The organism is Wandonia sp., assembly GCF_984588085.1.
On sequence record NZ_CFIGVI010000025.1, the window covers coordinates 1 to 13377 of the forward strand.

Consider the following 13377-nt stretch of genomic DNA (forward strand, 5'->3'; position numbering starts at 1 on the left):
TAATCCTCGACAACAGGGATCGTCCAGTTTTGAGGCGTTAAATTAAACTGAGCCATAAGTCCAACACTGACTATAGAGCTACAGGAAAGTAGTAATAATTTTTTCATTTTTCTTTTATTGTAGTGGGGCAAATATAAAAATATCTTACAGCAAAATAAAGCTCGAAACAAAAATAAACATCAGATTATCAATAAATTGCAACACCACCTTTATTTATAAGGGTTTGGTGAGACTATCTGTAATAAATTGTACTTTTACTCTATGGACAATCTTCTTTCGGGTCATACCGATGGATTAAACAAACTTGTAACTGAAGCAAAATTAAACGGAGTTACCTTACAGAACAGGATCGTTAAAGCGGCTACTTTCGAGTCCATGCTGGCTGGATACAGCTAATACGATTAGTGACAGGTGTATTGAATTTCATGAGAGTTTTGCTTCGGGAGGAGTTGGGATGACCGCATTAGCTTATTGTTCTCCTGAACCTGATGGAAGAATGATGGAACACTATATGTATATCTGGGAAGAAATCCATCCACAATTAAAGAAACTGGCAGATACAGTTCACAAACACGGAACCAAACTATCGGGACAAATTGCCTACTGCGGAGTGTTCAGCAGGAACAAAAACATAATGAGGAAGGTTTCTACAAACTTTTCCCGTGCTACCGATATACTAAAAAACACAGAGTTTTATGCTGTCGAAATTCACTTTGGTCACGGATATTTACTCAGTCCGCTTACCAATAAACGTAAGGATAAATATGACGGTTGTATTGAAAACAGAATGCGATTTCCTTTACAGGTACTGGAATACGTCCGAAAAGAAGTCGGAGTTGACTTTCCTATTTTGGGTAAGATTACCATGTACAACCCCTATGAAAGTAGGTGTCAGCCTCAAAGACTAACTATCTCCCGCCCAATTACGGAATGATCATTTTAAACTCCCCCTTATTTCTCAGGTCTTTTCTTCCCCATAAACAACTTAAATAAAAGTAAGCCGAGAAAAAAACCAACTAAAAAAAGTACTATAGTATTTGAATTCAAGGTCAATTTCTTCTACATTTAAATTTTGTCAGGCAAGTACATCCCTAATTTCTTCTGTTTTATCAAATACGCTTTTCGCAAATGGACAAAGCGGAGTAATTTTCACTTGATTTTCCCGGGCAAATTTTACCGCCTTCGTAACCATTTTCTTTCCAACACTCTTCCCTTTAAATTCGGGGTTTACTTCTGTATGATCAATGATTATTTTCTCTTTTCCGGCCCAGGAGTAAGTCATTCTTCCTGCTTCCTTACCCTCTTCTTCCGCCTTAAAAAATCCTTTATTCTCCCTGTCAAACTGCTTTATTTCCATAATTATCTCTTTTATTCTTTTGAAAATTGAAACTCCATACCCCGTTGTTTTAATACAGCTGTTTTTTCTCCGGGATTAAACTCCAGAACAACTCCTGCCGGGTCAAATGAAAAGATATGTTCATCTACAGGCTCTAAAGGAAACGCTGATTGACCGGTAGCCTGTGCTATCAATCCCTGATCTTCTTTCAAAACCGTAATTTTTAAAGGAATCTGCTCCGATGCATACACTCCGGTATACATATCTAAGTCAACAGAGCTAATATCATATATTGTAAACTCCGGAATATCGTAGGGTTGGTCAAACACCGCACTTAACACAGCTATGGAAATAGCATTGAACTCATAATTAAGGCCATTATAGACCATTGCAAAAGAAACCTTCTCTTCCGGGAAATAGGAGAAAATGGAACCGAATCCATCAATCCCCCCGGTATGACTGTATCCTGTTCTTTCGCCAAAAGGAACGGTAAATAACCCCATTCCAAATCCATCTTTCACGGACATCATTTGTTTCAGGCTTTCCTGATTTACCAATTTACCTGCAAAAAGAGCATCACTAAATGCGACAAGATCTGCCGGTGTCGAAACAATCGCTCCTGCTCCAACAGGAACAGTCATGTCTGTCACAGAAGCAAGCTCCCAACCTCTTTTGTACCAATACGATTTACTCTCCCCTTTGGAAGTATCCAATTCTTCTCCGACATAGGTTTGTTTTAGCTGCAAAGGATCTGCGATATACTCTTTGACCAACGCACTATACGAACGCCCGTATATATCTTCCAGAATATAAGTCAGAAGCACAAAATTGGAATTACTATACTCAGCTTTAGTGTCCGGAGCAAAATCACTTCCTCCGTCAACAATGATCTTTAACAGTTCCTTTCTGGATCGGGATTCCGTGCTCCACTCTAAATATGACTTATCATTTGTAAAACTATGGATTCCGCTTCGGTGGTTTAACAGGTTTTCAATCGTTATTTTATCTGCATGTTTTACTTCAGGAAAGAAAGATTTGATTGTCTGATCCAATTTTAACTTCCCTTCCTCAATAGCTTTAAAGACCAGTACCGTCGTAAATGTTTTTGTTATAGAGCCAATTCTGTACTTTGTATTTTCATTTGCTTTTACAGAACTTTCTACGTCCGAATATCCTACCGTTCGTTTATAAATCAATTCCCCTCCTCTGGAAACGGCAACACTTCCCATAAACTTATTATTCTCCTCCAAAGCATCAAAATAGCTGTCCAGTTTTGTTGTGTTCAACTCCTGGGAGATCACCGAATATCCAGTTAACAAAAAACAGGTTGTAAAAAGTACTTGTAAAGCTCTCATTCTTCTTATCGTTTGTAGTTTATCTAAAAAATTCTGAGGAAACAGATCCTTTTTGCATTTTGCAGAACAGGAACACTAATATACAATTTTCATATTTACAAGCAATTAACAAGTCCTTTTCGACAGGTTTCATTTCTGTGCCGTTAAAGAATGCTAAATTTCTCTTTTTTCTATGCAAAATATCCTGTTGGACTCCCGCATATTTTTATATTTACAGTACAATTTCTGTCAAAATGGACACGTCGAAAAAGAAAGTGGTTATCGTAGGAGCAGGATTTGCAGGTCTGCGATTAGCAAAAAAACTTTCCCCTAAATTCTTTCAGGTTATTTTACTCGATAAAAACAACTACCATCAGTTTCAACCTCTACTTTATCAGGTATCCACCTGTGGTTTGGAGCCGAGCAGTATCAGTTTCCCTCTCAGGAAGATCTTTCAGAAATACTCCAATGTTTCGATCCGTGTAGCAGAGGTTACTGCTGTTGATAAAGATAACCAGACGGTGGAAACAACCATAGGTAGTATTTCGTACGATTATTTAATATTAGCTTATGGTGCCACCACCAATTTCTTTAGTAATGAACAGGTAGAAAGTAATGCTTTTTCTATGAAATCAGTCTCAGAAGCACTGCTTCTGAGAAACACTCTACTGATGAATTATGAAAAAGCACTCAACGAAACCGACAAGGAAAAGAGAAGTGCGTTATTAAATGTTGTGATTGTTGGCGGAGGACCGACAGGCGTTGAACTGGCTGGAGCGGTTGCTGAAATGAAGCTAAAAATACTTCCTAAAGATTACCCCGAGATCGATTTTCAGGAGATGAATATTTACCTGATTGAAGCCGGTCCCAAATTACTAGGGGGAATGTCTTCCAAATCAGGAGGCACCGTCTTTGAATATCTAGAAGAACTAGGCGTAAACGTATGGTTAAATACGGCGGTAAAAGACTATGACGGGGAACATGCACACCTGAGTAATGATCAAACGCTTACCAGCAATTGTCTGATCTGGGCTGCCGGAGTAAAAGGCAGTCGACTTCCAGGATTACCGCAGGAAGTATATGCTCCTAATGAACGAATTTTGGTTGACACTTTTAACCGGGTGAAGGGAATGGGGAACATTTTTGCCATAGGTGACATCGCATTAATGAGTTCCGAAAAATTTCCGAAAGGACACCCTCAGGTAGCTCCGGCAGCCATTCAGCAAGCCGAACTACTTGCTGATAACCTGATACGAATTCAATCCAATAAGCTTCTTAAGGCGTTCCATTATGTTGATAAAGGCAGTATGGCTACGGTAGGTAGAAATAAAGCTACAGCAGAAATAAAAAAAATGAAATTTTCAGGATTCATTGCGTGGTTTATCTGGATGGCTGTGCACCTGATGTCTATTGTTGGTGTAAAAAATCGCCTCTTTATTTTTGTGAACTGGGTTTGGCAGTACTTTACATACGATCCTTCCTTACGGTTAATTATCAAATCTTCGGAGAAAAAGATCAATAACGACCATCAAACAGACCAAAACACATGATAAATTCAAGTATTCTACTGACACTTTTCTCCCTGTTTATTCTCTCTTGTTTCAAGCAGAACAACTCCAATACGCCCCTTACTGAAATTTCCAATAATAAAGAGAGTCTCAACCCGGACTCACTTGAAATCATGGAGTTTTTTACAAATCATCACACACCAAAAGAAGCAAGTGAAAGTATAGGGACGGTTGCAGAAGGAAAGCTTAAACATGGAAAACTAATTCCTTTCTATGGTGAAAATTACACCTACTTTGATAAAGATAGTTATCTGGCTTCCCGTGCTTTTACTCATGAAAAAATCTACTCTATTATTCTTGATTCTTATGCCGATCTTTTAGAAATCCATCCGAACCGGAAGTTCTTTTTGATGGAATTGTCCCGAAAAGAGGGTGGAGAAATTTTTCCTCATCGAACGCACCAAAATGGTCTGAGTGTCGATTTTATGATGCCAAAACTCAAAAACGGACTTCCCTGTTATACACTGGATTCATTAGGGAAAAGTCATTATTTACTGGAATTTAACGATCAGGGTGAATATATAGAAGATACTAGTATAAAAATTGATTTTGACCTTGTAGCTGAACATATTCTTGCGCTAAATAAAAATGCAAACAAGTTGGGGTACAAAATTCAAAAAGTGATTATTAAAGTTTCTCTTAAAGATGAGCTGTTCAAAACCAGTCACGGACAAAAACTAAAAAACAGCTCTATTTATATCGTGAAGAGTTTAACTCCTCTCATTAATAATCTCCACGATGATCATTATCATATTGATTTCCAGAAAATCTGAGTCACGTTCACTTTTTTCAGGGATTACTTAAGCAAAATTTTATTCGTATTAAGGTCTTTTTAAGGTTACCATTCTGACCTTCGCCGCATAGAAGCGAAGAAAATGGCAATACCTTATCACATACGATTTCTGTTCATTCTACTTTTTTCCTTTTCAGTTGTACATGCACAGGATACACTGCGACTTAATCGTGAGCAATGTGAGGCTATTCTACTAAAAGAGAACCTTACACTTTTGGCTCAACAGCTAGAGATATCTCAGTCCGAAGCGCAGGTGATACAGGCAAAATTATGGCCAAACCCAACACTTGAGTTGGATGAAATCAATTTATGGACCTCACAAAAAGGAACTAATAACCTTAGTTATTTTGGAGATGAGCTTCCACCGTTAGCGGGAAACTTTGGAAGAAATCAACAAATTAGTATCTCTCTGGAACAGGTTATAAAGACCGCGGGGAAACGCAAAAAACTCGTCGCACTGGAGCAGGTTAATGTAGACAAAAGCAGACAGTATTTTGAAGATGTTATCCGTAACCTGAAACTGGAATTCCGTAAACAACTTACACAGCTCCAGTATCAGGAATTACTCAAAAACACGTATAGTAGACAATTATCCTCTATACGTCAGCTTACAAAGGCGTATCAACATCAGGTTGAACAAGGTCATCTCCCTAAAGGAGAATACATTCGTTTAAAAGCGCTTGAGCTGGAAATCTCCAGAGAAATTCACACGATAAACTCTATCATTAACGAAGTACAAACCGAGTTAAAGGTGTTGATGCATCTGCCTCCTGATGTCACTTTACAACTCACTCCGGAAGGATTTTTTGTAGATACTGAAATTTATCAGAGTGTAAATGCTTCATCACTATTGGAAGAAGCGCAAAACTATCGACCGGATTTAAAACTTGCCGAGCTTGAAATTACTTTTCAGGACAAACTATATACCTATGAACGTGCACAACGTATGCCTGACATCACATTAAAAGGAGGATACGACAGAGGAGGAAACTTCATGTATAACTTCATCGGTTTCGGGCTATCTGTCGACCTTCCTTTTTTTAACCGGAATCAGGGAAACATCAGACAGGCAGAATTCGGAAGGGAAATCGCTGCAATTCAATTCAGACACCTCAATAACACAATAGAAAATGAAATCATTCTTTGTTATCGCAACCTTATGAATACCGTTGAATTTACCAATACAATTGACCCCGGTTTTGAGACAATACTCGATGACCTGCTTACCGGGTACACTCAAAATTTTTCGAATCGCAATATCAGTCTTCTCGAATACCTTGATTTTTTAGATAGTTATCTGGAAAACAAACAAATCATTTTTGAAACCGGAAAAGAACTCCACGAAAAAACGGAAGAACTCAACTATGTTCTCGGAAAAGACCTTGTGAAATAAAAAACAAATCACATGAAACGTAAAAAAATAATATACTCTATAATTCTCTCGGCTATTGTCCTTACAGGTTGTGGAAATGAAAAAACCGAGTTGACACCATCTCACAGGAAACCATTCTGTCTGAATGCGTCTATGAAGAAAAAATCAGAATTTTCGGAGGCTCAGAAAGAACAGGTTACCGAAGGACTTCATCTGACCGGATCTGTAGAATCCAACCCGGATCAAGTCATTCACTTTGTCAGTCTGGTGGGAGGTATCATTACGAACACTTCCTTTTCATTAGGTGACGAAGTAAAGAAAGGACAAGTTCTGGCCGAGTTGCGAAGTCCCGAATTAAGCAGTTTGCAGGCTGAACAAAAAAATCTGGAAGCTCTTATTCGTGTTGCACAACAAAAACTGGAGGCCACACAATCGATGTATAGTGATGGAATCTCGTCACAAAAAGAACTGCTGGAAGCGCAAAGTGAACTGGATATTTTGAAATCCGAGAGAGAAAAAGTGAAGGCAAACTTAAATCTCTTCAGTGCCAGTCCTGAAAAAAACGTTTTTCAAATTAAGGCTCCTGTATCGGGAATTATCACTGCCAAATCAATTGCCTCAGGAACCCAGATATCAGCAGAATCGGAACCTTTATTTACCATTTCTGATTTGAGTGAAGTATGGGTAATGGCTAACGTATATGCAACAAATGTACAGAGTATTGAAACCGGAATTCCTGTCGAGATCAGAACCCTATCCTACCCGGGCGAGGTTTTTAACGGCGAGGTTAATGCTATTTCACAAGTATATGACAATGAAGCACGCGTTCTGAAAGCGCGTATTATTTTACCGAATCCTGAGTTAAAATTAAAACCCGGCATGCCTGTTGACATAATTGCTATCAGGCAGTTGGAAAAAGAAGCCGTGAGTATCCCCACACAGTCTATTGTTTTTGATGACAACAAAAACTACGTAGTCATTTACAAATCAGATTGCGAACTGGAGATACGAGAAATTGCCCTACTCTCTAAAAACAACGGAACGAGTTTTATTTCGGAAGGTGTTCTTGAACACGAAAAAGTTCTCTCTAAAAACCAGTTGTTACTATACGAGCAACTCAAAAATTTTATGGATCGGTAATTTCATTTCCACACCCGGTCGTTAACTTTCAATTACTGATATGCAAAAGTTTGTCCAACGCATAGTAGCCTTTTCCCTGAAAAATTCTGTCATTGTGTTTTTCTTTACTGCACTATTACTTATTGCAGGGATTTACAGCTACATTCATACTCCGATAGAAGCATTTCCTGATGTTACAAACACAAGGGCTCGTATTATTACCCAATGGCCGGGAAGAAGTGCTGAGGAAGTTGAGAAATTTGTTACGCTTCCTATAATGAAACAAATGAACACTATCCCGAAAAAGTCGGAAGTGCGCTCGATTTCACTATTCGGGTTATCCGTGGTAACAGTAATTTTTGATGAAGATGTGGACGACTTTTATGCACAACAATATGCTGCAAACCGTTTACAGGGAATAGAGCTTCCCGAAGGAACAGATCCTGAAATAGAACCTCCCTATGGAGCCACAGGCGAAATATTCCGGTATGTACTCAAAAGTAAACGCCCGGTGAAGGAGCTTGCCGCCCTCCATGACTGGGTAATTGAGCGTGAATTGGTATCCGTCCCGGGAGTTGCTGATGTGGTCAGCTTCGGAGGAGAAGAAAAAATCTATGAAATAAAAATTAATCCCACCGAACTTCTTAATTATGATCTTTCTCCTCTGGAAGTATTTGAAGCGGTTTCAAAAAGTAATATCAATGTCGGAGGAGATGTTATTGAACGCGGAGACCAGGCGTATGTGGTTCGCGGTGTCGGATTACTGGAGAGTATTGAGGATATTGAGAATATTCTGATTGAAGTAAGGGGTACAACACCTATACTGGTAAAACACGTTGCCGAAGTAAAGCTTTCCGCTAAACCACGATTGGGGGTTGTTGGTCTTCAGGATGAAGAAGATCTGGTTGAGGGAATCGTTATTATGCTCAGGGGAGAAAACCCAGGAGATGTTATTGAACGGCTAAAAGAGAAAATTGAAGATCTGAATGATCGTATTCTTCCCAAGGATGTGAAAATTGAGCCTTTTATAGATAGAACGGAACTTGTAAACACGACTGTAAGTACGGTAACAAAGAATCTGATCGAGGGAATCATTCTCGTTTCCATCATTGTATTTATCTTTCTCTACAACTGGCGACTGACCGTGATTGTAGCTTCAGTAATTCCCCTTGCTTTTTTATTTGCAATAGTCATGCTTCGCATTATGGGAATGCCTGCCAACCTCATCTCTATGGGGTCTCTGGACTTCGGGCTTCTGCTTGAGGGAGCTCTGGTCGTATCGGAGGTTGTCTTTGTAGGACTGGAAAAAAGAGCGCATCAACTGGGAATGGAACGCTTTAACCGCATTTCGAAGTCCGGTATTATAAAAAAAAGTGCCGGTAGTGTTGCTTCCTATATCTTTTTTGCCCTGTTAATTCTTATTATCGCGCTACTCCCCATTTTTTCGTTCCAAAAGGTGGAAGGAAAAATGTTCACTCCCCTGGCCTATACGCTTGGGTTTGCGTTACTGGGTTCTCTCATTCTCAGTCTGACCTATGTACCCGCCATGTGTAAAGTTCTCTTAACAAAAAACATTGTCGAGAAAGATAACCTTATCACGCGAACATTTCGCAATGGTCTCTTTAAGCTTTATCTCTATACCAACAAGCATAAAAAAGCGACAATACTCAGTTTTATAGGGCTTCTTTTCATTTGTATTTTCGGCTTTATGCATCACGGTTCCGAATTTCTTCCGAAACTAAATGAAGGAGCTATTTACATCCGGGCTACATTACCGAACAGCGTTAATATTGAAGAATCACAGCGACTGGCCCGGGAAATGAAAACTGATCTCCGCAAATTTGAAGAGGTGAAATTTGTACTCAACCAGGTCGGTCGTCCGAATGACGGGACGGATCCAACCGGATTCTTTAATATTGAGTTTCATATTCAATTGTATCCGGAAAATGAATGGGACAGAAAAATCGGAAAAGACGATCTTATTGAAGAAATGCGAAAAACGCTGCAACAGTATCCGGGAATTGTATTCGGTTTCAGCCAACCCATACAGGATAACGTTGAAGAATATGTAGCAGGGGTCAAAAGCTCACTTGTTATTAAAATATTCGGGGAAGACCTCTTTGAACTGGAAGAATATGCCGGGCAGGTAGCTGATGCAATTAAAGATATTCCTGGAATAGAGGATTTGAACGTCTACAGAAATATCGGTTTACCGGAGTTGCGCATCAAGCTACACGATCACAAACTTGCCCGCTATGGTGTTGATATATCCGATGCACAGGCAGTTGTAGAAATGACCATCGGAGGGCGAGCCGCTACGCATTTCTATGAAAACGAACGGGTATTTGACGTTCGGTTACGCTTTTCTAAGGAGTATAGAGATGATGAAACAAAAATCGGGGAAATCCTCATTCCTACGAAAGACAATCGTAAGATTCCACTCAAAGAAATAGCAACGATTGAGTACATAACCGGACCTACATTCATATACAGAGAAGGGAGTAGTCGCTATATTGCCGTTGGATTTAGTATAGAAGGACGTGATCTGGGAAGCACTATTACTGAAGCAAAAGCAAAAGTTGCTCAGGATGTCCAGCTCCCGGAAGCTAACAAAATGGAATGGGCCGGAGAATTTGAATCCAAGGAAAGGGCAACACAACAACTTGCCATGATTGTTCCCGTATCCTTACTCCTAATTATGTTCCTGCTATGGTTGAATTTTAATGGTAACAGAAAAGACACACTGGTTTCTTTTCTTGTCCTTCCTTTTGCCTTTATCGGTGGTTATCTATCGCTGTGGATTACAGGAACGACCTTCGGTATTTCCGCAGGAATCGGATTTATTATTCTATTCGGAGTTGCCACGATTGACGGAATTGTACTCATCGGAAACATTCGACAACATCTGGACAGACGTGTTCCTCTAAAGGATGCTATTTCCAAAGCTGTTTACAGTCGAATTCGTCCTATTGTAATGATTGCCCTGATGGGATCAACAGGGTTACTCCCTGCTGCCTTGTCTTCCGGCATGGGATCTGAAATTCAGAAGCCATTAGCGATAATGATTGTAGGTGGTCTGATTGTTTGTATGCTATTATCACTTACCGTTCTTCCTCAGGTATACTACATGGTGTACCGGAAAGAGGAGAAAAGCAAATAAAAAAACAACCCTGTCTGAAATCAGGCAGGGTTGCAATAACTATTCAGTAATTTTACTTTTATTCAAAGACATTCACTTCACATGAATAATCAACTCCAAGAACACTTCCACTATCATCGCACTGCTCCTGAGCTTCTTTTAAGGTTTTGTTCTCAATTGTTTCTGTATATGTCAATGAACCGGCTTCGCACTCGCACGCCCAGTCTTTTTTACATGAAACAAGAAATCCTCCCACCACTACTAAAATAAGTACCTTTTTCATAACCTTGTTTTTTTACGTTTAACTCCATTCAGTATACCAATTATTATGCACATCAGCATAATAATTAACATTTTTTAAAAAAATAACCTATTAACGTAAATGCAGTTTTCAACTGAAAAAAAGAAGAAAGTTATTACAATCCCTTTAACACAACCCGTTTACTTCTATCCGATTTCAACCAGTTTTGAACGACAAAGAAATCCGGTAATATCGTCCGGTCAATGGTACCGTCAATAATATGATTAACGTAGGAAGAACTTTTTGTCTTTAAGAAAAAACGTTTCGTATAAAGCGTGCCCAAAACCGATCCGTTCAGTTGGGTTTCTCCTTCGTTATAAACCATCCCGGCAACGACTGCATCCTCATCTATCCTGATTTTAACAGGATTCCGGTAATCCGGAGAGGTGGAAGTAATCAGAATACTACCATTTACACGTGCTTTAGCCGATATATTGACTGCTGCTTCAAATACTCTTCTTCTGGCGTCATCTCTGTCCTGTAGATAAACGGATGAAGGAAAATGTAAGTCCACTTGTTCTTCAATCTCCACTCTTTCTGTTGCGTATAGTTGTAAACTACCTGAAAATCCTTTTTCGATCCGGATAACAGGCGCTATCAACAGAACATTATCCAGTTTCGCTGATTTCCCCACAAAAATTGAGTCGGAAGAACTGAAAATCATATTTCCGGAAACATTAATATTTTCCAAATGTATTGGATTGACAGACTCGTATAAAACGGTATTATTTGTAAACTCAACTATGGTATCATCCGGAATTTGGTACATCAAATCAAAGTCATATTCTCTAAAAAAATCACGCACATCAATTTGAGCTATGACATCTGACAACTCAGGTAAATACCTTTCTGAAGTCTCTTTATTCCCGTAATATAATTTATCTCCCTTAAAGTTTTTACCTTCCACATAAGCACGCTCTATACCACGCTTTGGCAGGAAAATATTTCCCCTGATTTTTGTCGTACCGGTTACTTTTAGTGGCTGATCTGTATCGGCCAGATATAAGGCGGTAGTGTTATCCAGTCGACTTCCGATGAGAAATGATTTGGTTCGGGAATAATTATTTCTTCCGGATGTTACTGAAATAATCCGAAAAATTCCCCAGGGTTTGTTGGTAATGGAAACCGTGTCCTGCCCCATTAGAACCTGGTCAGTACCTTCAGAAGGATTCGCCAGTCCGTAACTTAACCCCGAATATAAATTGGTGAGTACCTGTTCCTTATTTTGCTGAGTGGTTATTAACCATCGGCTCCCGGAAGCAATCATGATAATAGCAAAACAAAATAACGCTACGAATAGCATCAACAACACAGCATACGTCATTGCCGAAGCCCGAATCATTTCTTTTTCTCTTTTTTTTCGGGCTTTTGACTCTTTTTATTTTTGGGCTTGTCCTCTTTCGTTCGTTTCGGTTGCTTTTCTTTTTCCCCCCGCTTCTTTTTCTTGCTCTCCTTATCTTTTTCCTTCCTTTCTTCTTTCTTTTCTTTCTTTCTGAACCACTCTTTCATTGAAAACGGTTTTCGATCCGTCTTTTGTCCCTTCTTATAAAACTCAACTGTTCCTTCTTCACTTATCTGTTTTCCATGCAGTTTACCTTGTTTGTAGTGTTGTACTACCTTTGTTCCGTCCTTATGAACAATAATACGTTTTCCATGCAGCTCACCCTCTTTAAACCGTTCTGTAACAATACTACCGTCTTCTGCTTTTACCTGACTGTATATAACCGCTCCGTTACGATCCAATACCTGTTCAGATACAGAATCCTGAATAATTTTTTTATTCCCTTTGAACTCTATCTGTTTTTCAAGTTTACCCAGCGTATCAAATACCTCCAGACGCCCTTTACTTTCTCCTTTGGAGAACTCCTCTATTTTTCTTAATGCCCCGTTTTCATACCAGTAGGTCCATTTTCCATGTTTTAACCCTCTGGAAAAAGAACCTCGGGCCGCCAATTGTTTGTTCGAATAAAACTGCTCGTACACACCGTGTAGTAATTGACCGCCGGCACCACCTTGTGTGCTCATGACTTCCTGGGATTTATACCAGAAATATCTCTTTTCTTTATCAAATTTTTTCGGTTCTTTTTTGTCCCTGTCAAGTACATGAAACTGAAAGAACTCACCATTATTTCTGATACTTCTGAAATTCGAAATATCCGGAATCTTCTGAGCAAACCCCTCGGCTGTATGTAACAGTTGGAAGCATAAAATAACGAGAAATAGAACCTTTGTATTCATTCTGTTGATCTGTATAACCGTTTAATCACGTCAAAGTTAAGATTGAAATGCAATTATAAAAATTAAAAGTCACTCTACTTCCCGTCATCAACTCAAAAATAACCTGATAACACGATACAACGATACATTTCCCAAACTCATAGATTACCTGCAAATAATTATATTTGTAATCACACA

General features: G+C 39.1%; 12 protein-coding genes. 7 read left to right on the plus strand and 5 right to left on the minus strand.

Going from position 1 to position 13377, the window contains the following annotated elements; all coding sequences use genetic code 11:
• Positions 1–261: 261 nt before the first annotated feature.
• Together AC4PL9_RS10240 and AC4PL9_RS10245 are read left to right on the plus strand one after the other, a co-directional pair.
• Positions 262–396, plus strand: coding sequence for a hypothetical protein (locus AC4PL9_RS10240; protein ID WP_491604656.1), 135 nt, complete (start codon positions 262–264; stop codon positions 394–396).
• 19 nt (positions 397–415) lie between these two features.
• On the plus strand, positions 416–934 hold the full coding sequence (locus AC4PL9_RS10245; protein ID WP_491604688.1) for an oxidoreductase: 519 nt from the start codon (positions 416–418) through the stop codon (positions 932–934).
• 141 nt (positions 935–1075) lie between these two features.
• Here the strand turns inward: AC4PL9_RS10245 and AC4PL9_RS10250 are convergent, their stop codons facing one another.
• Complete coding sequence (locus tag AC4PL9_RS10250; protein ID WP_491604657.1) at positions 1076–1357, minus strand: GNAT family N-acetyltransferase; 282 nt, start codon at positions 1355–1357, stop codon at positions 1076–1078.
• 11 nt (positions 1358–1368) lie between these two features.
• Positions 1369–2691 carry a serine hydrolase domain-containing protein gene (locus AC4PL9_RS10255; RefSeq protein ID WP_491604658.1) on the minus strand — a complete coding sequence of 441 codons (1323 nt, stop codon included), beginning with the start codon at positions 2689–2691 and terminating at the stop codon, positions 1369–1371.
• 233 nt (positions 2692–2924) lie between these two features.
• Between AC4PL9_RS10255 and AC4PL9_RS10260 the strand changes: the two genes are divergently transcribed.
• From AC4PL9_RS10260 to AC4PL9_RS10280, 5 genes are all read left to right on the plus strand, one after another.
• Complete coding sequence (locus AC4PL9_RS10260; RefSeq protein ID WP_491604659.1) at positions 2925–4220, plus strand: NAD(P)/FAD-dependent oxidoreductase; 1296 nt, start codon at positions 2925–2927, stop codon at positions 4218–4220.
• Positions 4217–5011 carry a penicillin-insensitive murein endopeptidase gene (locus AC4PL9_RS10265; protein WP_491604660.1) on the plus strand — a complete coding sequence of 265 codons (795 nt, stop codon included), beginning with the start codon at positions 4217–4219 and terminating at the stop codon, positions 5009–5011. The genes AC4PL9_RS10260 and AC4PL9_RS10265 overlap by 4 nt, the downstream gene beginning before the upstream one ends.
• A gap of 102 nt (positions 5012–5113) precedes the next feature.
• Positions 5114–6424, plus strand: a complete 1311-nt coding sequence (locus AC4PL9_RS10270) for a TolC family protein (RefSeq protein WP_491604661.1) — start codon at positions 5114–5116, stop codon at positions 6422–6424.
• A 12-nt stretch (positions 6425–6436) separates the two neighbouring features.
• Entirely contained in the window at positions 6437–7543 is a 1107-nt protein-coding gene (locus AC4PL9_RS10275; RefSeq protein WP_491604662.1) for an efflux RND transporter periplasmic adaptor subunit, read from the plus strand.
• Positions 7544–7583: 40 nt separating this feature from the next.
• Positions 7584–10682 carry an efflux RND transporter permease subunit gene (locus AC4PL9_RS10280; protein WP_491604663.1) on the plus strand — a complete coding sequence of 1033 codons (3099 nt, stop codon included), beginning with the start codon at positions 7584–7586 and terminating at the stop codon, positions 10680–10682.
• Positions 10683–10740: 58 nt separating this feature from the next.
• Here the strand turns inward: AC4PL9_RS10280 and AC4PL9_RS10285 are convergent, their stop codons facing one another.
• The 3 genes from AC4PL9_RS10285 to AC4PL9_RS10295 all read right to left on the minus strand — a co-directional run bounded on the left by AC4PL9_RS10285 (position 10741) and on the right by AC4PL9_RS10295 (position 13200).
• Entirely contained in the window at positions 10741–10944 is a 204-nt protein-coding gene (locus AC4PL9_RS10285) for a hypothetical protein (RefSeq protein WP_343785937.1), read from the minus strand.
• A 133-nt stretch (positions 10945–11077) separates the two neighbouring features.
• Positions 11078–12304 carry a hypothetical protein gene (locus AC4PL9_RS10290; protein ID WP_491604664.1) on the minus strand — a complete coding sequence of 409 codons (1227 nt, stop codon included), beginning with the start codon at positions 12302–12304 and terminating at the stop codon, positions 11078–11080.
• Positions 12301–13200: a toxin-antitoxin system YwqK family antitoxin gene (locus AC4PL9_RS10295; RefSeq protein WP_491604665.1), complete on the minus strand. Its 900-nt coding sequence runs from the start codon at positions 13198–13200 to the stop codon at positions 12301–12303. The genes AC4PL9_RS10290 and AC4PL9_RS10295 overlap by 4 nt, the downstream gene beginning before the upstream one ends.
• Between the last annotated feature and the right edge of the window lie 177 nt (positions 13201–13377).

Bases quoted from the DNA above. Each gene is read 5' to 3' on its own strand.
- AC4PL9_RS10240 (WP_491604656.1), top strand. From the start codon at position 262: ATGGACAATCTTCTTTCGGGTCATACCGATGGATTAAACAAACTTGTA.
- AC4PL9_RS10250 (WP_491604657.1), bottom strand. From the start codon at position 1,357: ATGGAAATAAAGCAGTTTGACAGGGAGAATAAAGGATTTTTTAAGGCG.
- AC4PL9_RS10255 (WP_491604658.1), bottom strand. From the start codon at position 2,691: ATGAGAGCTTTACAAGTACTTTTTACAACCTGTTTTTTGTTAACTGGA.
- AC4PL9_RS10260 (WP_491604659.1), top strand. From the start codon at position 2,925: ATGGACACGTCGAAAAAGAAAGTGGTTATCGTAGGAGCAGGATTTGCA.
- AC4PL9_RS10265 (WP_491604660.1), top strand. From the start codon at position 4,217: ATGATAAATTCAAGTATTCTACTGACACTTTTCTCCCTGTTTATTCTC.
- AC4PL9_RS10270 (WP_491604661.1), top strand. From the start codon at position 5,114: ATGGCAATACCTTATCACATACGATTTCTGTTCATTCTACTTTTTTCC.
- AC4PL9_RS10275 (WP_491604662.1), top strand. From the start codon at position 6,437: ATGAAACGTAAAAAAATAATATACTCTATAATTCTCTCGGCTATTGTC.
- AC4PL9_RS10280 (WP_491604663.1), top strand. From the start codon at position 7,584: ATGCAAAAGTTTGTCCAACGCATAGTAGCCTTTTCCCTGAAAAATTCT.
- AC4PL9_RS10285 (WP_343785937.1), bottom strand. From the start codon at position 10,944: ATGAAAAAGGTACTTATTTTAGTAGTGGTGGGAGGATTTCTTGTTTCA.
- AC4PL9_RS10290 (WP_491604664.1), bottom strand. From the start codon at position 12,304: ATGATTCGGGCTTCGGCAATGACGTATGCTGTGTTGTTGATGCTATTC.
- AC4PL9_RS10295 (WP_491604665.1), bottom strand. From the start codon at position 13,200: ATGAATACAAAGGTTCTATTTCTCGTTATTTTATGCTTCCAACTGTTA.